General features: G+C 57.0%; 17 protein-coding genes. 6 read left to right on the top strand and 11 right to left on the bottom strand.

Features of this window, described 5'->3' with window-relative positions; translation table 11 throughout:
* The first annotated feature begins 26 nt into the window (after nt 1-26).
* From ACYASS_RS15495 to ACYASS_RS15485, 3 genes are all read left to right on the top strand, one after another.
* Complete coding sequence (locus tag ACYASS_RS15495) at nt 27-710, top strand: heavy metal response regulator transcription factor (RefSeq protein WP_463586771.1); 684 nt, start codon at nt 27-29, stop codon at nt 708-710.
* The gene (locus ACYASS_RS15490) at nt 707-2,071 is read left to right on the top strand and encodes a heavy metal sensor histidine kinase (RefSeq protein ID WP_463586770.1); all 1,365 of its coding nucleotides are present in this window, start codon (nt 707-709) and stop codon (nt 2,069-2,071) included. Before ACYASS_RS15495 ends, ACYASS_RS15490 begins: the two co-directional genes overlap by 4 nt.
* Nucleotides 2,072-2,401: 330 nt before the next feature.
* On the top strand, nt 2,402-3,898 hold the full coding sequence (locus tag ACYASS_RS15485) for a GGDEF domain-containing protein (RefSeq protein ID WP_463586769.1): 1,497 nt from the start codon (nt 2,402-2,404) through the stop codon (nt 3,896-3,898).
* Nucleotides 3,899-4,071: 173 nt separating this feature from the next.
* Here ACYASS_RS15485 and ACYASS_RS15480 read toward each other — a convergent pair whose 3' ends face one another.
* On the bottom strand, nt 4,072-4,542 hold the full coding sequence (locus tag ACYASS_RS15480) for a PA2169 family four-helix-bundle protein (protein WP_463586768.1): 471 nt from the start codon (nt 4,540-4,542) through the stop codon (nt 4,072-4,074).
* 220 nt (nt 4,543-4,762) lie between these two features.
* On the opposite strand from ACYASS_RS15480, the gene ACYASS_RS15475 reads away from it, so the two are divergent.
* Nucleotides 4,763-5,002, top strand: a complete 240-nt coding sequence (locus tag ACYASS_RS15475; RefSeq protein WP_122665573.1) for a DUF3820 family protein — start codon at nt 4,763-4,765, stop codon at nt 5,000-5,002.
* Nucleotides 5,003-5,177: 175 nt separating this feature from the next.
* Complete coding sequence (locus ACYASS_RS15470) at nt 5,178-6,353, top strand: aminotransferase class V-fold PLP-dependent enzyme (RefSeq protein WP_463586767.1); 1,176 nt, start codon at nt 5,178-5,180, stop codon at nt 6,351-6,353.
* 118 nt (nt 6,354-6,471) lie between these two features.
* Here the strand turns inward: ACYASS_RS15470 and ACYASS_RS15465 are convergent, their stop codons facing one another.
* From ACYASS_RS15465 to zwf, 3 genes are read right to left on the bottom strand one after another with little or no spacing between them, the layout of a single operon-like run.
* Nucleotides 6,472-7,146, bottom strand: coding sequence for a bifunctional 4-hydroxy-2-oxoglutarate aldolase/2-dehydro-3-deoxy-phosphogluconate aldolase (locus tag ACYASS_RS15465; RefSeq protein WP_463586766.1), 675 nt, complete (start codon nt 7,144-7,146; stop codon nt 6,472-6,474).
* Between the two features lie 17 nt (nt 7,147-7,163).
* On the bottom strand, nt 7,164-7,877 hold the full coding sequence (pgl, locus tag ACYASS_RS15460; RefSeq protein ID WP_463586765.1) for a 6-phosphogluconolactonase: 714 nt from the start codon (nt 7,875-7,877) through the stop codon (nt 7,164-7,166).
* Nucleotides 7,864-9,333, bottom strand: a complete 1,470-nt coding sequence (gene zwf / locus ACYASS_RS15455; RefSeq protein WP_463586764.1) for a glucose-6-phosphate dehydrogenase — start codon at nt 9,331-9,333, stop codon at nt 7,864-7,866. The genes pgl and zwf overlap by 14 nt, the downstream gene beginning before the upstream one ends.
* Before the next feature lie 218 nt (nt 9,334-9,551).
* Between zwf and ACYASS_RS15450 the strand changes: the two genes are divergently transcribed.
* Nucleotides 9,552-10,418, top strand: coding sequence for a MurR/RpiR family transcriptional regulator (locus ACYASS_RS15450; RefSeq protein ID WP_087264633.1), 867 nt, complete (start codon nt 9,552-9,554; stop codon nt 10,416-10,418).
* A 135-nt stretch (nt 10,419-10,553) separates the two neighbouring features.
* Here the strand turns inward: ACYASS_RS15450 and ACYASS_RS15445 are convergent, their stop codons facing one another.
* The 7 genes from ACYASS_RS15445 to ACYASS_RS15415 form a co-directional block, all read right to left on the bottom strand.
* Complete coding sequence (locus ACYASS_RS15445; protein WP_463586763.1) at nt 10,554-11,408, bottom strand: D-hexose-6-phosphate mutarotase; 855 nt, start codon at nt 11,406-11,408, stop codon at nt 10,554-10,556.
* Nucleotides 11,409-11,596: 188 nt separating this feature from the next.
* Entirely contained in the window at nt 11,597-12,952 is a 1,356-nt protein-coding gene (locus tag ACYASS_RS15440; protein WP_463586762.1) for a carbohydrate porin, read from the bottom strand.
* Nucleotides 12,953-13,065: 113 nt separating this feature from the next.
* Nucleotides 13,066-14,229 (bottom strand): ABC transporter ATP-binding protein, encoded by a 1,164-nt coding sequence (locus tag ACYASS_RS15435; protein WP_463586761.1) that lies wholly within the window; start codon nt 14,227-14,229, stop codon nt 13,066-13,068.
* Nucleotides 14,230-14,231: 2 nt separating this feature from the next.
* Nucleotides 14,232-15,077 (bottom strand): carbohydrate ABC transporter permease, encoded by an 846-nt coding sequence (locus ACYASS_RS15430; protein ID WP_243246214.1) that lies wholly within the window; start codon nt 15,075-15,077, stop codon nt 14,232-14,234.
* A complete protein-coding gene (locus ACYASS_RS15425; protein ID WP_243246215.1) occupies nt 15,070-15,978 on the bottom strand; it encodes a carbohydrate ABC transporter permease in 909 nt (302 codons plus the stop codon). The genes ACYASS_RS15430 and ACYASS_RS15425 overlap by 8 nt, the downstream gene beginning before the upstream one ends.
* Nucleotides 15,979-16,086: 108 nt before the next feature.
* Complete coding sequence (locus ACYASS_RS15420) at nt 16,087-17,373, bottom strand: ABC transporter substrate-binding protein (RefSeq protein WP_463586760.1); 1,287 nt, start codon at nt 17,371-17,373, stop codon at nt 16,087-16,089.
* Between the two features lie 339 nt (nt 17,374-17,712).
* Nucleotides 17,713-19,119, bottom strand: coding sequence for an ATP-binding protein (locus ACYASS_RS15415; protein ID WP_463586900.1), 1,407 nt, complete (start codon nt 19,117-19,119; stop codon nt 17,713-17,715).
* Nucleotides 19,120-19,133: the final 14 nt, after the last annotated feature.

The raw sequence follows: 19,133 nt of genomic DNA, 5'->3' as shown, positions 1-19,133 counted from the left end.
ATGGTTCACCTATCGAGAACTGCCCCATGCGTGTCCTGATCATCGAAGACGAAGAGAAGACCGCGGATTACCTGCATCGCGGTCTGACCGAGCAAGGCTTTACCGTAGACCTCGCCCGCGATGGTATCGAGGGGCTGCACCTGGCGCTGGAGAGCGATTACGACGTGATCATTCTCGACGTGATGCTGCCCGGTCTGGATGGCTTTGGCGTATTGCGCACGTTGCGCGCACGCAAGCAGACGCCGGTAATCATGCTGACCGCCCGCGAGCAAGTGGACGATCGTATTCGCGGCCTTCGCGAAGGGGCCGATGACTACCTGGGCAAACCGTTCTCGTTCCTTGAACTGGTCGCCCGACTCCAGGCCCTGACCCGACGAAGCAGCGGCCACGAACCGGTTCAGATCAGCATTGCCGACCTGTGGATCGACCTGATCAGCCGCAAGGCAACTCGCGCCGGACTGCGCCTGGACCTCACCGCCAAAGAGTTCTCGCTGCTCAGCGTACTGGCGCGTCGACAGGGGGAAATCCTGTCCAAGACATCCATCGCCGAAATGGTCTGGGATATCAATTTCGATAGCGACGCCAATGTCGTCGAAGTCGCGATAAAACGCTTGCGCGCCAAACTGGACGGGCCATTCGAACAGAAATTGCTGCACACCATTCGCGGCATGGGCTACGTGTTGGAGAGCCGCGCCGGAGAGCCGCAGTGAAGACTGACTCGATCGCCCTGCGTCTGAGCGGCCTGTTTGCACTGGTGGCATTGCTGGTCTTCACCCTGATCGGCTGGGCCTTGTACTTGCAGGTCGACAAAAGCATGGCATTGCTACCGGAGGCCGAGGCCGAGGCGCGTTACAGCGTGCTCGAATCTGCGGTCAACCGGCACAGTGACGTCGAACACTGGGGGCGGATCAAAAGCAAACTCAAGCTGCTCAGTGAAGAAGACAAGCGTCTGCGCTTTTGGGTTGTCAGTGACAATCCAACCTACGAATTCGGCAATCCGGATGCCGACATTCGCAGCTTCGCCAACGGCCCGCTGGGCATGCGCAACCTGAAAATTAAAGGGCATGAGTTCCCGTTCAAGGTCTTGGTCAGCCAGTTTGAAGCCAAGGAAGAGCGCCCTCCTTTGCGATTTCTGATTGCTGTCGATACCGAAACTTTCTTGCAGACCCAACATTCTTTGATGATTGCCCTGATCGGCTTCGCAGCGCTGGGCATCTTGCTGGCTTCGGTGCTGGGTTACTGGGTCGCGCGTATTGGTCTGCGGCCGTTGACCAACCTGTCGCTGGAGGCACAAAAACTCGCACCACCCAGACTCTCCGGCCGACTGCAGATGACGCCATTGCCACCGGAACTCGACCAGTTCGTCACCTCGTTCAATTCGACACTGGAGCGGGTCGAACAGGCCTATGCGCGGCTGGAGTCGTTCAACGCCGATGTCGCCCACGAACTGCGCTCGCCCCTGACCAATCTTATCGGTCAGACTCAGGTCGCCCTGACCCGGGGACGCTCGGCGGAACACTACTTCGAAGTGCTGCAATCGAATCTGGAAGAGCTCGAACGACTGCGCTCAATCATCAACGACATGCTGTTCCTGGCCAGTGCCGATCAGGGCAGCAAAGCCAAAGAGTTGACCTGTGCCTCGCTGGCTCAGGAAGTGGCCACCACGCTGGATTATCTGGATTTCATTCTTGAAGATGCTCAGGTGCGCGTAGAAGTCCACGGCGACGCCCGCGTCCCGATGGAAAAAGCGTACTTGCGCAGGGCGCTTATCAACCTGCTGCACAACGCTGTGCAACACACTGAAGCGGGCCGGTTGATCCGCGTGGATATCACCGAAGAGGCCAACCATGTGAGCGTTGGCGTCACTAACCCCGGTGCGCAAATTGCCAGCGAACACCTGCCCAAACTGTTCGAACGCTTTTATCGGGTGGATGCGTCACGCGCCAACAGTGGTGCAAACCATGGGCTGGGGCTGGCCATCGTGAAAGCCATTGCTTTAATGCATGGCGGCAGCGTGTTTGTACACAGCCGCGAGGGCATCAATACCTTCGGGATCAATTTGCCGTTGTGATGCCCTGCCCCGAGCCGAACGACGCACAGGCACCTTACCTGGAACGCACGATTGTTGTGGATGATTCTATGTTTGCTCACACACTTGATCAGACCAAGCAACGCTCCCACAGGGATTAATCTCTGCCGCATGTGCTGTCTTCCAAACCGTAATATCTTTCACGAAATAAAAACACATGCACGCACACGGTAAAATCACACCTGTTTCGACCCGGTGCACATGAGTTATAAATACCGGGTCGACATTGATCCTGAATATACAAATTCCTCAAACTCTTTAAAAACAAAGCGTTGAAGAAGCATTCATCATTTTCCGAGTTCACTCCCAGCAATGATTGCTCCTCAAGCCATGCAGGCATCTCGTAACAATTGGCAGCGGCCAGAAATTATTTTGATTTTCGGCAGTGTGCTGGCGATCACTGCAATCGCGATCATTGTCGTTTCGTTATTGATCCGCGAGCGCCGGGATGCAAATGAAGCCGCCGCCCGGGCGTCCTCCAATATCGTGCGTCTGATCGATGCCGATGTATTGCGTAACGCCGAACTTTACGACACCTCACTGCAAGGCATGATCAACGCGTGGCAACTACCCGAGTTACAAAGCATTGCGCCAAACTTGCGGCATCTGGTTTTGTTCGACCGCTCAACGGCAGCGCGGTACAAAGGAGACCTGCTATTACTCGACAAGGACGGCCGCATCCTTGCTGACTCCACCTCTCTCGAACCGCGCCCCTATAATCTCGCCGAACGTCCGCATTTTCAGGAACACATGCGCAACCCGTCGCTGGACATGATGGTCGGCGCGCCCTTCAAGGCACGATGGGGCTTCAAGGACTGGTGCATCAGCTTCAGCCGCCGCATCTCCGGCGAAGACGGTTCGTTTCAGGGTATCGCCAGCGCCGCGATGCGTCTGGTGTATTTCAAACAGCTATTTCGCACGCTGGACATCGGCCCGGACAGCAACGTCACGTTGCTCAACACTGACGGCACGCTGCTCGCTCGTCACCCGGACATACCTGGCAGAGACATCATCGGCGAAAGCTTTGCATCCAGCCCCAATTTCAAACGCATTCTTGAAGAAGGTAACGGCAGCTTTTCCGGAATTTCGTCGGTGGACGGCAAGGAGCGGCTGTACACCTTCTCCCATGTCGGAGAGTTGCCGTTGATTGTGGTGGTAGGCCAGTCCGTAAAGGAGGTCTATGCCCTCTGGTACCGCAATGTGCTGCTGGTCGGCGCCGCTACCACCGTATTGTGTCTGGGCATTCTGTGGCTAAGCCTGTTGTTGCGCCGCGAGTTAGGACTGCGGCATCAGGCCGAGAGCGAACTTCGGGCTCGCGCGTCAACCGATGCCCTGACGGGATTGGCCAATCGGCGTCGGCTCGACGAAGTGATGAAAAGCGAATGGACGCGAAGCATGCGCTCAGGCGAACCGCTCTCATTGCTGGTCATAGATGTCGATCACTTCAAAGCATTCAATGATCGTCACGGTCATCACGGCGGGGACGAAGCCCTACGCAACGTTGCATCCACCATCGCCCACAACATCAGAAGACCGGGCGACTTCGTTGCGCGATATGGCGGTGAAGAGTTCGTGGTGGTGCTGGGTGAGACGGGTCTGGAGGGCGCGCGCGTCATCGCCGAGATCATCCGTAAAGCAGTGGAAGCGATTGCGCCCTACGCCAGCGATAGCCAGCCGATTACCGTGAGCATTGGCATCGCCTGCGCTGAGGCTAAAACGGGCGAAACAATCGACCTGCTGTTCAAGACGGCAGACGAGGCGTTGTACGTCGCCAAGAGCAAAGGTCGTAACCGGGTTGAACCGGCTTGACCGTCCCCTGCTGCGCGGTCCCGAGGGCCAACTTTAGCTGGGCAGTCGCTATGTTTTCATCGTCATAATTAGGCATTCCCCGCTGAAGCCGGTCCCACGTCAACCAGTAAACTATTGAACGGTAGCCATAAAAAAACGCCAGACTGGCTGGCGTTTTCTGGTTCGGGCAAGTCTTAGCTTGCAGCGCGAGCCGTGTCACGCAAAGCCTTGACTTTGTCGTGAGTAGCCAGCACGCCAGCTTGCTGCTTGGTGATTAGAGCGACCACGTTGGCAGGAACATTTTTTTCGCGGGCTTTTTCCAACGCGTCTTTGTAAGCCTTTTTGGCCACGTCTTCGCCGCGCTCTACTTCTTCCAGAATCGCCTTGTCGTCTTTCCCGGTCAAAACCGACTTCAGGTCAACCCAGGCGCGGTGCAATGTGCCACTGACGCTCGAGGAATCTTCTGGATCGCCGCCCAGTGCACGAACTTCGGTTTGCAGCTCACGAACCGCAGTAGCAATCTCTGCAGAACGGCTCAGAAAGTAGGCTTTGATGGCCGGGTTCTTAATGTCTTCTGCACTGGTCTGAAAACCTTTCTCACCATCTTTGCTGGTTTCGATCAGGTCATTCAGAATGGAGATCGATTCTTTATTGATGTCAGTCATTTTCAAGTTCCTTATGGGCAGGTTTATACAAAATGATTTGCATGCATAAGTAATTGCAGGGCGCATGCCAGCTTTTTTGAAAACATTTACCCGTTTAGAATCAATAACTTAAATTAAATACCAGACAGATGGATCGTGATTTCTGCATGAACTGTCCTTTGGCCTGCATGCAGAATGCACGTATGGTTAAGGTGTCTAGAAATCAGGTGATACAGAAGTCATGGATCCGGAAAAACTTTTACTGCTGGTGACCCGCGAGATGCCGTTTGGCAAATATCAGGGACGTCTGCTGGCTGACCTACCGGGCCAGTATCTGAACTGGTTTGCGCGGGAAGGCTTCCCTAAAGGTGAGCTGGGTAGTTTGCTGGCACTGATGCAGGAAATCGATCATAACGGTCTGTCGGAGCTGCTTGATCCACTGCGCACCCGGCCCAGGAAGAAGTACAACGACCGCCAATAGCAACGGATTTCCGGGGTCGTGCAGATTGCCCCTGTAGGAGCTCACCGAGGTTACGAGGCCAGCGATAACGGTGTATCAGACAAACCGCTAGCGCGGGCCTCGTAACCTCGGTGAGCTCCTACAGTTCAAAGTGGTTTCTACAGAATGAGCCATTCAGTCAGAAAGAGAGGACGCAATGCTTGAGCAACAGGCAAGGGATGAACAGTTCTGGCAGGGCATCGCTGGACGGTATGACGTGGAACCAGGGCCGGTTAATCTGGAAAACGGTTACTTCGGCCGCATGACTCGCGAGGTGCTGGAAGACTACCGGCGTAATATTGATTACGTGAACCGCAGCAACTCGGTGTACGTGCGGCGCCAGTTCGATACCCAGGACAGTGGCATGATCCACGCTCAACTGGCGCAACTGCTACAGGTCAGCGCGCAGGAAATTGCCATTACCCGCTGCGCCTCCGAATCCCTGCAATCGCTGATCCGTAACTACAATCAGTTGCAGCCCGGTGATCAGGTGCTGATCTGCGATCTTGATTACATCAGTGTGCAAAGTGCCATGCGCTGGCTGGCGAAAAGCCGTGGCGTCGAAGTCATCGAAATCTCCCACGTCCACCCTGCCACCTACGACAGCCTGCTCAACAGCTATCGGCAAGCGTTCGAGCAGTACCCACGGCTCAAGCTGATGGCGCTCACTCATGTTACCCATCGCACCGGCCTGGTGATGCCGGTCAAGGCCATCGCCGATCTGGCTAAAGAGCATGGCGTGGATGTCATCCTCGACGGCGCACATGCGCTTGGGCAACTGGACTTCAAACTGGATGAACTGGGCGTGGCGTTCGCCGGGTACAACCTGCAGAAATGGATCGGCGCACCGTTGAGTCTGGGTTTTATCTACGTGGCCCGCGAGCGTATTACGGCTATCGACCCGGACATGGGCGACACCCGCTACGCTGCCGATGACATCCTGTCACTGGTGCCTTATGGCACGCCGAACATCCCGGCGTGGATGACACTGCCCAAAGTATTTGAAGAGCATCTGGCAATGGGCGGTTCGGCAGCCAAAGGCGCACGTTTGAGCTACCTGCGTGACCTTTGGGTCAAGCCGGCAAGAGACCTGGAGCATGTTGAAATTCTGACCCCGGACGACCCGCGCCTGTATTGCGGGATTACCGCGTTGCGTTTTACCCGGCAACACGATCAGCAGCGGATGGTTGAGCGCTTGCTAGAGGAATACAACCTGTTCACTGTCGCCCGCCAGGGCGCTGCCTGTGGACCGTGTATCCGGATTACGCCGGGGTTTACTACCTCGGCTGCGGATATGGGATTGTTGGTGGAGGCGTTGCAGCAGTTGGGTTGAGCAGCGGATTCCGAATTGTGGGAGCAGAGCTTGCTCGCGATACATAAGACGCAGCCAGAAGCCATACCGCGTTATCGTTTATCGCGAGCAAGCTCTGCTCCCACAAACCGCGGATTAATCAGTCAAACAACGCCATCGCCTGCGCGGTGGCTTCCTGGATGCGACCCCAGTCGCCGTTCTTGACCCAGGTGTTGTCGATCATCCATGTCCCGCCCACGCACATCACATTGGGCTGGGCCATGTAGCTTTTGAGGTTGTCGGCGTTGACGCCGCCGGTTGGGCAAAAACGCACTTCATTGAACGGACCGCCGAGCGCCTTGATCGCAGCGACGCCGCCGCTGATTTCAGCCGGGAACAGCTTGAAGCGACGATAGCCCATGGCATAGCCAATCATGATTTCCGACGCACTGCTGATACCCGGCAACAGCGGCAACGGGCTGTCGAGCGCGGCTTGCAGCAAGTCCTGCGTACTGCCAGGCGTGACGATGAATTGCGAACCCGCCGCCTCGGCATCGGCCAGCATATGCCGGTCGAGAATAGTGCCAGCACCCACGCACAGCTCAGGGCGCTGCTCACGAAGAATACGGATTGCACTCAGGCCAAATGCCGAGCGCAAAGTGACTTCCAGCGCAGTCATGCCACCTGCGGCCAGGGCGTCAGCCAGAGGCAGTACGTCCTCGTCGCGAAGGATGGTAATGACCGGCAGAATTTTTGCCTTGGCGCAGAGTTCGTCAATCTGCTTGATCTTGTTCGCCATGCTGTTCAGCGGCTGAGTGTTATCGACGGTGTTCATGGCGGCGGATCCTTTTGTTATGGGCACCAGTAAATCTCAAGTGAAGAGTCAAGAAAGGCGCGAATTGGCATTTCAGCGAGGTCATCGCCCGCCAATGCGGCCCGCAGGGTGTCGAGTTTGGCCTGACCGGAAACCGACAGGATCGGCAGGCGTGCCGAAGCCAGCAGTTGACGGGTCATGGTCAGACGCTGATGCGGAACAGCAGGCGCCAGCATCGGCAAACAACGGCGAGTACTGTCCAGTTGCAACGCTTCGCTCAGGTTCGGGCTGTTGGGGAACAGCGATGCGGTGTGCCCGTCATCACCCATGCCCAGAATCAGCACGTCAATCGGCGGCAGCTCGGCCAGCGCCTGATCAGCCGCCTCGGCAGCTTCTTCAAGGCTTGGCGCGACGGTGTATAGACCGAAGAAACGCGCCTTGGCCGCCGGGCCTTGCAACAGGAAACGTTGCAGCAGACCAGCATTGCTGTCGGCGTGCTCGACCGGCACCCAGCGTTCGTCAGCCAGGCTAACGACCACTTTCGACCAGTCCAGCGGCTGCTGAGCCAGGCTCTGGAAAAACGCCACCGGGCTGCGCCCACCGGAAACCACCAGCGTCGCAACACCCTTAGCGCTAATGGCTGCTTTTAGCTGTTCGGCTACGTTGGCTGCCAGCGCCTCGGCCAGCAGCTGCGGATTATCGAATTCCCGGGCCACCAGGCCCTGCGGAAACTCAAGTTCACATATCGCCATACCACGATCTCCCATCGCGAGTAATCAAGGCAATGGAGCTCATCGGCCCCCACGATCCGGCGGCATAAGGCTTGGGCGCATCGCCCGCCTTTTTCCAGCCGGCGATCAGTTGATCGCACCACTGCCAGGCGTACTCAATTTCATCTTTGCGAACAAACAGGTTCTGATTGCCGCGCATGACTTCCAGCAACAAACGCTCATAGGCATCAGGGACGCGCGCGCTGCGGTAAGTGTCGGAAAAATTCAGTTGTAACGGGCCGCTGCGCAGCTGCATGCCTTTGTCCAGGCCCTGGTCCTTGGTCATTACCTGCAAGGAAATACCCTCGTCCGGCTGCAGGCGAATGATCAAACGGTTGCTGATCTGCATGCGCTGCTCAGGGGCGAAGATGTAGTGCGGCGGCTCTTTGAAATGGATCACGATCTGCGACAGTTTCTGCGGCATACGCTTGCCGGTACGCAGGTAAAACGGGGTACCTGACCAGCGCCAGTTACGGATATCTGCACGCAGCGCGACGAAGGTTTCGGTATCGCTCTGGGTGTTGGAATTCTCTTCTTCCAGATAACCCGGCACTGCTTTGCCCTCGCTGTAACCCGCGGTGTACTGACCACGAACCACCTGGGTGGCCAGACGCTCCGGGGTGAAGGGCGCGAGGGCTTTGAGCACCTTCACTTTTTCGTCACGAATACTGTCAGCAGACAGGTCGCTCGGCGGGTCCATGGCGATCAGACACAGCAATTGCAGCAAGTGGTTCTGAATCATGTCGCGCAGTTGCCCGGCCTGATCGAAGTAACCCCAACGGCCTTCAATGCCCACCTTCTCTGCCACGGTGATTTCAACGTGGGAAATGTGGTTCTGGTTCCACTGGGTTTCAAACAGGCTGTTGGCAAAACGCAGGGCGATCAGGTTCTGAACGGTGTCTTTGCCCAGATAGTGGTCGATGCGATAAACGCGACTTTCCGGCAGGAACTGCGCTACGGCGTCGTTGACCCGGCGCGAAGAGGCGAGGTCATGACCGATAGGTTTTTCCAGTACTGCGCGAGTACGCTCGGTCAGGTTCACCGAGGCCAGATTTTCACAGATCGCGCCGTATACCGAAGCAGGCGTGGCGAAGTAGGCAATCAGGGTTTCTGCGTCGCCCACGCGCTCTGCCAGTGCGACATAATCCTCAGCCTTGAGAAAGTCCACGTGCAGGTAGCTCAGACGCGCCTGAAAACGCTCCACGTGTTCCGTTTCAAGCTGTGCTTCAGGAACAAAGCGGCGTAGCGCTTCATCGATGTGTGCCAAATGCTGCTGTTCGTCGCCGGGCTCACGTGCCAACGCAAGAATTCGAGTGTCGGCATGCAGCAATCCTGCGCGGTCGAGCTGATAAAGCGCCGGGAACAGCTTGCGCACTGCCAGGTCGCCCAAGGCGCCAAACAAGGCAAAAGTGCACGGTTCAACCGTAATCGAGAGCATAATGTTGGTTCTTTTATCAAGTTAAGCTACAAATACCTTTTTTAAAGGCGTTACTCAAGGCCATATGTAGTAATAACCACAACATTCAATCTAAAAGCATATTCCAGTGGTGATCAACACAGGCCCTGAGTACGATAGGCCACCTTTGCTACAGGCTAAAGGGCCTATCTGCCTGCCCTCAAAAAAACCTGAGCAAATCTGCCTGATTAGGACTTTGAATGGACCACTCAAGAAATCTTCTGGAGCAGATCCAGAGCCGCCTCGAAGAACTCAACAAGGCTGAACGCAAGGTTGCTGAAGCGATTCTTCTTAACCCGCAGCAAGCAACTCGCTTCAGTATTGCGGCATTAGCCCAGGCAGCCAAAGTCAGCGAGCCAACGGTCAATCGCTTCTGCCGTTCCTTCGCCGTCAGCGGTTACCCGGAACTTAAATTGCAATTGGCGCAGAGCCTGGCCAGCGGTGCCGCATACGTGAGTCGCGCGGTTGAAGCCGATGATGACCCAGAGGCATACACCAAGAAGATTTTCGGCAGCGCGATTGCTTCACTGGACAGCGCCGTTCAGCAACTGGACCCGGCCCTGATCAGCAAGTCAGTGGACATGTTGATTCAGGCGCGCCAGATCCACTTCTTCGGCCTGGGCGCTTCGGCACCGGTGGCGCTGGATGCGCAGCACAAATTCTTCCGTTTCAATCTGGCGGTCACCGCCCATGCCGACGTGCTCATGCAGCGCATGATTGCCTCGGTGGCGCACACCGGCGAGCTGTTCGTGATCATCTCCTACACCGGTCGTACCCGCGAACTGGTAGAAGTGGCGCGCATTGCCCGGGCCAACGGTGCCTCGGTGCTGGGGCTGACAGCAGCCGGTTCGCCCCTGGCCCAGGCCAGCACGGTGAGCCTGAACATTCCACTGCCCGAAGACACCGACATCTATATGCCGATGACTTCCAGGATCATCCAGCTGACCGTGCTCGACGTGCTCGCCACGGGCATGACGTTGCGCCGCGGCGTGGACTTCCAGCCGCACCTGCGCAAGATCAAGGAGAGCCTGAATGACAGCCGGTATCCGATTGAGGATCAGGGGTAGCGCTTAAATCGCTCTGCAGGAGCTGCCGAAGGCTGCGATCACGGTGGGTCGGGATAAATGCTTAGCAGCCTGCGGCAGCTCCTACAGAAAACGCATTTCAATCCAGGAGTTGCAGGTTGGCTCCTGTGTTTGCCATCAATGCAGCAGACACGCCTGCAAACTCAGCTCGACCTGCTCTCCCGGCGCAAGGCTCAGGCTTTCATCGCTGCCTGACGCTGCTTCGACGCAGACGAAACCTGATGCTTCCTTGCCTGCCACACCCAGCAACGGCCTGCTACCTGGATGCCAGACAACAGTGCTGGCGTTATCGCCACTGTTGATACTCAGACGGCGCTGCCAGGATTGATCCTGTAGCTGCAATGGACCGTTGTGCTCAAATACCCGCTGACAGCCACCAGCAACGCGTAACTCGCCCTCCTGTCGGCAGGCACGCCGATTCAACTGATCGAAGCCTTGAGCGCCTTCCAGGCCGTGCAAAGCCACATCAGCTACGTCACTGATGCGCCAGTAAGCGTGCAACGCGTGACCGAACTGACAGGGTTCGCTGTCTTCATGAGAGGTACCAAGGCGTAATTCCATACCCTCCCCCAGTTCGGCAAACAGATCGGCCTGCCAGTCACACAGTTGCAAACGCCAATGCAGACTGACGCCTGATTCGCTTTCGCGACTGTCGATCAGTTTCCAGTCCAGCAATCGACCCCAACCATGCGCAGGCCAGCCCGACTCAACGGGATGCCTCCCATGCCAGGGCCAACACACCGGCACACCGCCACGAATCGCACCCACCTGCGGCCAGCGCGATGCGCACCACAGCCAGGGTTTTTGACCCGTGGGCTGAAAATGCAGCAGTTGTGCGCCCTGCCGGCTGAACACTGCCTGACACAACGGATGATCAATCAGCAACACATCGCGACGCTGATGACGCTCCCATTCGAAGGTCGGCCGGGTGCGTCGGGATGTGAAGAAGCGCTGTAGGGGGTGTTCGGACATCCAATCCGCTCCAGTTTGGGATGGATACATCCCTGTTGGAGCGAGGCTTGCCCGCGAAGAACAATAACGCCGCTAGTCTGTGAAAATGCGTCGTCAGGTTCGCGGGCAAGCCTCGCTCCAACAGGCCCGTAATACTCAAAAAAACGGGCAGCCAGGCTGCCCGTAAAGCACACACGACCCTTGATCGTTTAGAACTTGGTCTGCAACTTGATACCCGCGACCAGAGCGTTATCCACTTGATCTACACCACCCGGGCTTTTGATGTATTGCAGGTTGGGGCGGATAGTCAGCCAGTCGGTAACGTGTACGCCGTAGTAGATCTCGGAGTTGTACTCGCTCTTCTGGATAGGCAGATAGCCTGGGTTGTCATAGTCGCTGATGCCATTGACGGCATTGATCTGACGGGCACGATCAGTCACGTTATCGTTGACGTGGATACGCGAAACGCCGATGCCGATGTCATCCTTGGGACGCGCATCGAAAGGCCCTTTGAAGACCATACCGACTTGCAGGAAGTTGTCGACGAAGTTGGTGTCTTTGTCATGCACGGTGGCGTTGGCAAACAGGGTCAGGCCGCGAGACGGATCGCCACCGAAGGTACTGACCTGTTGTTGTGCCACAACCCACCAGCCGGTTTTTTCGTTACGCGACTTGAACGCCGCACCGGTCAGACCCTGAGGCTGGCCATTGACGTCCTCATAGCGGTCGTCGGCGCTCGGGCTGCTGAAGTAATAACCCAGACGGTATTCGCCAGGCAGCGAGTTAACGGTCGGCGACCACACCACTTCAACCGGCACCAGCGTCCCTTTGGAACCGCTGCCGCTCAGTTTGAAGCCGTTACCGGTTTCCAGGTTGGACGGGTTCTGCTCGTACACACCGATCTGTGCGTACACCTGAGGCGTGATGTTGTATTTCACACGCAGCGCCCACTGGCTGACAGGCCAGTTGTACCAGGTATCCACATAGTTGGCGGCCTGAGTGCCGCAGAAGGTCAAGTTCTGGAAGTCGCAAGGGAAGCTGCCGAAGTCTTCGCCTTCGCCCATCCGACCGGCCTTGATATCGAGCTTGCCGTCGAAGAATTTCTGTTTGACCCACATCTGTGTCAGGCGCCAGGTCTGACCACGACCCCAGACTTCCTGCGAGGAACTGAGCGTGCCGACTCGTGGATCGCCTAGACGATCATTGGAGATGTTCTTGCCGCTACGCTCAGTGATTGCCAGCTTGAACTCAGCATCGTTCCAGCCGAAAGCTTTTTGCAGGTCGATATTGACGCCCAGCGCGAACTGGTCGCTGTAGCGAGCCGTCTTGTCGGTGTCGTAGCCGCCGTGAATGTTGGAGCCCATCTCGCCGACGTATTCGAGCGAGAAATCATAGCCCTTGTCATACAGCTCTTTGCGCATGCCACCCCAGTCACCGGTCATATGCCCGTTGGGGTTATAGGGCTCGATGGCGTAGGCCGCACTGGAAAAAACCAGCGCACTCAATACGGACAAACCACCGACAAGCTGGAACTGATTAAGCGATTTATTGCGTAGCTTCTTCATCCCTTGGATCCTCATTTTATTGTTATTAGCTTTTACGGCATTGACATCGACTACTTCGTATTCGCTGGCCGGGCGCTCTGAATGGCAGTGAGCGCCCGGCTGGCAGTGCTCGGTCAGTTGTTACGGTTGATCTGGGTGACATTGGCCGCACGTTCGACTGGCTGCTGGCTGGCAAGCACGCCCAGACGCTCGCCAGTGGCGGCATCAAAGAGCAGGACTTTGGCCGGGTCAAATTGCAGCGTCAGGCTCTCACCTACCTGCGGAGCGACGTCTGGTGCGAGACGGCAGCAGACCTTGCTCTGGTTGAGCGTGACGAATACCAGCGTGTCCGGGCCGGTCGGTTCGGTGACCTGCACTTCAGCGCGAATAGTCGGCAGGCCATTAGCCTCGGTCGGAGCAAGCACGATTTGTTCAGGTCGCAGACCAAGGATCACCTCGCGGTCCTCCAGACCGGCATCAGTCATGCCCAGCGGCAACTCGCAGCGCGCCTGACCGCTATCAAGCAACGCGATGAGACGCCCTTCCTTGCGTTGCAAACGCAGGGGGATGAAGTTCATCGGCGGCGAACCAATGAAGCTCGCGACGAACAGATTGGCCGGGTCGTTGTAGATCTGCTTGGGCGTGCCGAACTGCTGAATGATGCCGTCCTTCATGACCGCCACTTTGTCGCCCAGAGTCATCGCTTCGATCTGATCGTGGGTCACATAAACAGTGGTGGTTTTCAGACGCTGGTGCATCAGCTTCATTTCGGTACGCATCTCGACACGCAGCTTGGCATCGAGGTTGGAGAGTGGTTCGTCGAACAGGTAAATCTTCGGCCGCCGCGCCAAAGCACGCCCCATCGCAACGCGCTGTTGCTGACCGCCGGACAATTGCCCTGGCTTGCGATTGAGCAGGTGTTCGATCTGCAGCAGCTTGGCAACGCGATTGACTTCTTCGTCGATGGCCGCCGCGCTCATCTTGCGAATCTTGAGACCGAACTCGATGTTCTCCCGCACGCTCATGGTCGGGTACAGCGCGTATGACTGAAAGACCATGGCGATGTCACGATCCTTGGGGCTCATGCCGCTGACATCGGCGTCGTCGATCAGGATCGAGCCTGCGCTGATGTTTTCAAGCCCGGCAATACAGTTCATCAGGGTTGACTTACCACAGCCGGACGGCCCGACCAGGATCAGGAACTCACCATCCTTGATCTGCAGTTCGATGTTTTTCAGCGTGTCCGGAAGGCCCGCGCCGTAGGTCTTGTTTACATTGCGTAACTCGAGCGTTGCCATGTTTACCCCTTGACTGCGCCGGCCGTAAGCCCACGCACGAAATACTTGCCGGCGACGATGTACACCAGCAATGTCGGCAGCCCGGCGATCATCGCGGCCGCCATATCAACGTTGTATTCCTTGACCCCGGTACTGGTGTTGACCAGGTTATTCAGCGCCACGGTAATGGGCTGCGAATCGCCACTGGAGAACACCACACCAAACAGGAAGTCGTTCCAGATCTGGGTGAACTGCCAGATCAGGCAAACCATGATGATTGGCGTCGACATCGGCAAAATGATCTTGCCGAAGATCGTGAAGAAACCAGCGCCATCGAGCCGCGCCGCCTTGACCAGCGCATCCGGGATGCTCACGTAATAGTTACGGAAGAACAGCGTGGTGAAGGCCAGACCGTAAACCACGTGCACGAACACCAGCCCGGTGGTGGTGCTGGCCAGCCCCATCTTGCCGAGTGTGAAAGACGCAGGCAGCAATACCGTTTGAAACGGCAGGAAGCAGCCAAACAGCAGCAGCCCGAAGAACAACTGCGAACCGCGAAAACGCCACATCGACAGCACATAGCCGTTGAGTGCACCGATGGCCGTGGAAATCAGAACGGCAGGCACGGTGATTTTGATCGAGTTCCAGAAGTAGCCGTCCAGCGTCGCCCAGGCCTTTATCCAGCCAATCCCGGTGACCACGGTGGGCCAGCTGAGCAGGTTGCCTGAACCGATGTCTTCAGGTGTTTTGAAGCTGGTGAGCAACATGACCACCAGCGGTACGAGGTACAGCAGACACGCGAGGATCAATACCGCATAAATGGCGATACGACCGAAGCTGAAGGCTGGTTTGCCGACATGACTAGTCATTGCGCTTGGTCCTCAGCTCGGAATACAGGTAAGGCACCAGAATCGCCAGGATCGCGCCGAGCATCAGAATTGCACTGGCCGAGCCCATGCCCATCTGGCCACGGCTGAAGGTGAACGAGTACATGAACATGGCGGGCAAATCCGAGGAGTAACCCGGCCCACCTGCTGTCATCGCCGCCACCAGGTCGAAACTCTTGATCGCGATGTGCGCGAGGATCATCACCGAACTGAAGAACACAGGACGCAGACTCGGCAGCACGACTTTCCAGTAAATCTTCGGCATGCTCGCGCCATCGATCTGCGCGGCACGGATGATCGATTGATCAACGCCACGCAGCCCGGCAAGAAACATCGCCATGATGAATCCGGACGACTGCCACACAGCCGCAATCACCAGGCAGTACACCACGCGATCCGGGTCCACCAGCCAGTCCAGGCGAAAGCCTTCCCAGCCCCAGTCCCGGAGCATTTTGTCCAGACCCATGCCCGGGTTGAGCAGCCACTTCCAGGCGGTACCGGTGACGATCATCGACAGCGCCATCGGGTACAGATAAATGGTGCGGATAAAGCCTTCACGACGAATGCGCTGGTCGAGGAACACCGCCAGCAATACGCCGATTGCCAGGCTGATCGCGATGAACATGCCACCGAAAACCATAAGGTTCTTGCTGGCCACCCACCAACGGTCGCTTTCGTACAGACGCACGTACTGCGCAAGTCCGGCCCACTTGTAGCTGGGCAAAAAAGTCGAAGTGGTGAACGACAGGACGAACGTCCAGAGGATGTAACCGTAAAAACCCACCAATACGATGAACATACTTGGCGCGAGCACCAACTTGGGCAGCCAGCGTTGCAGCGCATCGAACGGCGAGGCTTTGCTGAGGGCAGCGACAGAGCTCATTGGCAGCATCCACTTGAAACGGTTTGATTCGAACCGCAGCTGCGCGATGAAACCGTGCAAGGTTTCATAAGCACAGACTGCGGCCGGGGTTACCAGGTATGTAAGGCGTTATTTGGCAGACTTGATCGCTGCGCCGAGTTTCTTTGCAGCGTCGGCAGGATCGGCCTTCGGATCGTTGATGTAGTTAGTGACCACGTCAAAGAACGCGCCCTGAACCGCCAGCGTGGTCGCCATGTTGTGCGCCATGCTTGGTTGCAGGCCGCCAGATTTGGCGTCGGTCAGGAAGTCCTTGGCAGCGGTTTGCGCGCAGGAGTCGAAGCCGTACTTGCCCATATCACCGAGCATGTCGTTGCGGACCGGAATCGAGCCTTTGTTGATGCTGAAGACTTTCTGGAAGTTTTCACCCAACACAACTTTGGCGATGTCCTGCTGACCAGCAGCCGTACCGGCGTCTTTCTGTTTGAAGACAGCCAGCGAATCGATGTTGTAAGTGAAGGCTTTTTCGGTGCCCGGGAACGCTACACACTCGTAGTCTTTACCCGCGACTTTCTTGGCGGCGGTCCATTCACTCTTGGCCCAGTCACCCATGATCTGCATACCGGCTTTGCCGTTGATAACTTTGGCAGCTTCAAGGTTCCAGTCCTGCCCCTTACCATCTGGGTCCATGTAGGTAGCGACTTTTTTAAGCTCGGTCAGCGACTTGACCATTTCCGGACCGGTCAGCGTAGCGTTGTCCAGATCGACCAAGGCTTTCTTGTAACCATCAGCACCCATCACTGAAAGCACAACGGCTTCGAAAACGGTGCTGTCCTGCCATGGCTGACCACCGTGGGCCAGAGGGATGAAACCGGCTTTTTTCAGCTTGTCGCCAGCGGCATAAAATTCTTCGAGGGTTGTAGGGTTTTTCTCAATACCGGCTTTCTTGAAGACTTCCGGGTTGATCCACAGCCAGTTGACGCGGTGAATGTTGACCGGCACGGCCACATAGTCGCCGTCGTACTTGACGGTGTCGGAGACTTTCTTGTCCAGCAGGCTGTCCCACTTCTCTTCTTTGGCAACGTCTTTCAGAACGTCAGTGTCGAGCAAGCCAGTGGACGCCCATTCCTGAATATCCGGGCCTTTGATCTGCGCTACGCCCGGTGGATTACCAGAGACGGCACGGCTCTTGAGCACTGTCATGGCCGTCGAACCACCACCACCGGCAACTGCGCCGTCCTTCCAGGTGAAGCCGTCTTTCTCGACCTGAGCCCTGAGCACATCAACAGCCGCTTTTTCGCCACCGGAGGTCCACCAGTGGACAACTTCGACGGTGCCTTTCGAATCAGCGGCTAGAGCGCTCAGAGGGAACAACGAGGCGACAGAGATGACAGCTGCGAGGCGGGAAATTGAATTCATCGATTTAACCTTTCTTGTTGTTATGCATGAGCAAGTCTGTGCTTGCGCTGCATGGAGTCTAACCAAGGGTTTTGAAAGAACAGTAACGAAGCGACGCGCAATGGTCACAGGATGGTTACATTGAAAAAAAACAGATCAGGCGCTTTGCAGGAAGGGCTACCACACATTCGATGCCGCGCTGTCTCGCGATGAACACGACCCCTGTAGGAGTGAGCTTGCTCGGGATGAACACGCCCCCTGTAGGAGTGAGCTTGCTCGCGATAGCATTTACTCAGGCGAGGTATTTTTGACTGATAGATTGCTATCGCGCGCAAGCTCACTCCTACAGAGGCAATGGGATCACTCTACCGTTCTGGGCAAATACAACGTCACCCGCAGCCCGCCGCCGCGCAGGTTTTGCAGGCTGACCTCACCGCCGTGACTGTGGGCAATGTTGCGGGCGATGCCCAGGCCCAGGCCGTAACCTTGCTGCTGATTGCCCGCCAGCCGGAAGTGCGGTTCGAAGACCCGCTCCAGACGTTGCTCTGGCACACCCGGCCCCTCATCGTCCACGTGCAGAACGAACGCCTGAACGTTGTCTTCGATTTTGAGATGGGCCCGGGTGCCATATTTGAGGGCGTTGTCGATCAGGTTGCCAATACAGCGCTTGAGCGCCAGTGGTTTGCCGGGGTAAGGCGCCAGCGCTTTACCCTCCTGCGTAGCGTTGCCATTACCGTGAGGCAGCAGGTAAGGCTCCACCAGGCAATCGAGCACCTGATTGATGTCCACGGCCTCGATGTTTTCGTGAATATCGGTGTCCTTCACGCACTGCAACGCGCCTTTGACCAACAACTCCAGCTCATCGAGATCGCGGGTAAATTTGGCTTGCAGCGCTTCGTCCTCAAGCAGCTCTACCCGCAGGCGCAAACGGGTTATTGGGGTGCGCAAGTCGTGGGAGATAGCGCTGAACAACTGACCACGCTCGGTTAAATAGCGACTGATGCGGGTGCGCATGGCACTAAAAGCCCGACTGACCTCCACCACTTCACTGGCGCCACCTTCGACATCAGGCTCGACGTCCGCCCCTAATGACATGTCCCTCGCCGCTCGGGCCAGACGCTTGAGCGGCCGACTTTGCCAATGCACCAACAGGCCAATGAACAGCAGCAGAAAACCGCTGGTGAGGGCAATGAACCAGACCTGCTGCAGCGGTAAGTCCTGCTCTTCAAGCGTGGTGTAAGGCTCAGGCAACAGTGACGCGATGTATAACCACTCGCCCGCCGCCAGCTCGATTTGCGTCACCAGTACCGGCGGATTTACCGGTTCCAGAGTCAGGGCGTAATGCGCCCAGGAGCGAGGTAATTCGTCGAGTTTCAGACCGCTATTGAAGATGCGCAAATCCTCAGGGCGCACGAACCAGACCGCGATGGCCGGATCTGTACCCAAGTGCTGACGCAGCACCTCGTCGACAGCCGTCAACACTGCCTGTTTGCGCGGCGTGGCATCCAGTACCTGCATGTCCAGCGGACGGTCATTGAGGGATACGACGAAACGTGTGCCGCCCATGCTGCGTAGCTGGTCAAGCACCAACGGGCGATACGCCAGAGGCAAAGACCGGAAATAACTGACGCTGGCCGCCATGGAGTGGGCCAGGCTGCGCGCACTGGTCACCAACCCTTCCATTTGCGTCGCACGTAACTGCGACAACCAGATGACACTGGACAGCGCCTGAGCGAGCAGGACCGCCAGCAGGGTCAACAGCAACATGCGCCCGAGGAGGG

The organism is Pseudomonas sp. HP_14 (genome assembly GCF_055283875.1).
Note: the sequence above shows the minus strand (reverse complement) of the source record. Positions and strands in the feature narration are given on the sequence as shown.

Excerpts from the sequence above, each read along its gene's own strand:
- ACYASS_RS15425 (WP_243246215.1), bottom strand. The coding sequence starts at position 15,978 with ATGAGCTCTGTCGCTGCCCTCAGCAAAGCCTCGCCGTTCGATGCGCTG.
- ACYASS_RS15480 (WP_463586768.1), bottom strand. The coding sequence starts at position 4,542 with ATGACTGACATCAATAAAGAATCGATCTCCATTCTGAATGACCTGATC.
- ACYASS_RS15470 (WP_463586767.1), top strand. The coding sequence starts at position 5,178 with ATGCTTGAGCAACAGGCAAGGGATGAACAGTTCTGGCAGGGCATCGCT.
- ACYASS_RS15415 (WP_463586900.1), bottom strand. The coding sequence starts at position 19,119 with ATGTTGCTGTTGACCCTGCTGGCGGTCCTGCTCGCTCAGGCGCTGTCC.
- ACYASS_RS15485 (WP_463586769.1), top strand. The coding sequence starts at position 2,402 with ATGATTGCTCCTCAAGCCATGCAGGCATCTCGTAACAATTGGCAGCGG.
- ACYASS_RS15495 (WP_463586771.1), top strand. The coding sequence starts at position 27 with ATGCGTGTCCTGATCATCGAAGACGAAGAGAAGACCGCGGATTACCTG.
- ACYASS_RS15420 (WP_463586760.1), bottom strand. The coding sequence starts at position 17,373 with ATGAATTCAATTTCCCGCCTCGCAGCTGTCATCTCTGTCGCCTCGTTG.
- zwf (WP_463586764.1), bottom strand. The coding sequence starts at position 9,333 with ATGCTCTCGATTACGGTTGAACCGTGCACTTTTGCCTTGTTTGGCGCC.
- ACYASS_RS15430 (WP_243246214.1), bottom strand. The coding sequence starts at position 15,077 with ATGACTAGTCATGTCGGCAAACCAGCCTTCAGCTTCGGTCGTATCGCC.
- ACYASS_RS15435 (WP_463586761.1), bottom strand. The coding sequence starts at position 14,229 with ATGGCAACGCTCGAGTTACGCAATGTAAACAAGACCTACGGCGCGGGC.
- pgl (WP_463586765.1), bottom strand. The coding sequence starts at position 7,877 with ATGGCGATATGTGAACTTGAGTTTCCGCAGGGCCTGGTGGCCCGGGAA.
- ACYASS_RS15440 (WP_463586762.1), bottom strand. The coding sequence starts at position 12,952 with ATGAAGAAGCTACGCAATAAATCGCTTAATCAGTTCCAGCTTGTCGGT.
- ACYASS_RS15475 (WP_122665573.1), top strand. The coding sequence starts at position 4,763 with ATGGATCCGGAAAAACTTTTACTGCTGGTGACCCGCGAGATGCCGTTT.
- ACYASS_RS15465 (WP_463586766.1), bottom strand. The coding sequence starts at position 7,146 with ATGAACACCGTCGATAACACTCAGCCGCTGAACAGCATGGCGAACAAG.
- ACYASS_RS15445 (WP_463586763.1), bottom strand. The coding sequence starts at position 11,408 with ATGTCCGAACACCCCCTACAGCGCTTCTTCACATCCCGACGCACCCGG.
- ACYASS_RS15450 (WP_087264633.1), top strand. The coding sequence starts at position 9,552 with ATGGACCACTCAAGAAATCTTCTGGAGCAGATCCAGAGCCGCCTCGAA.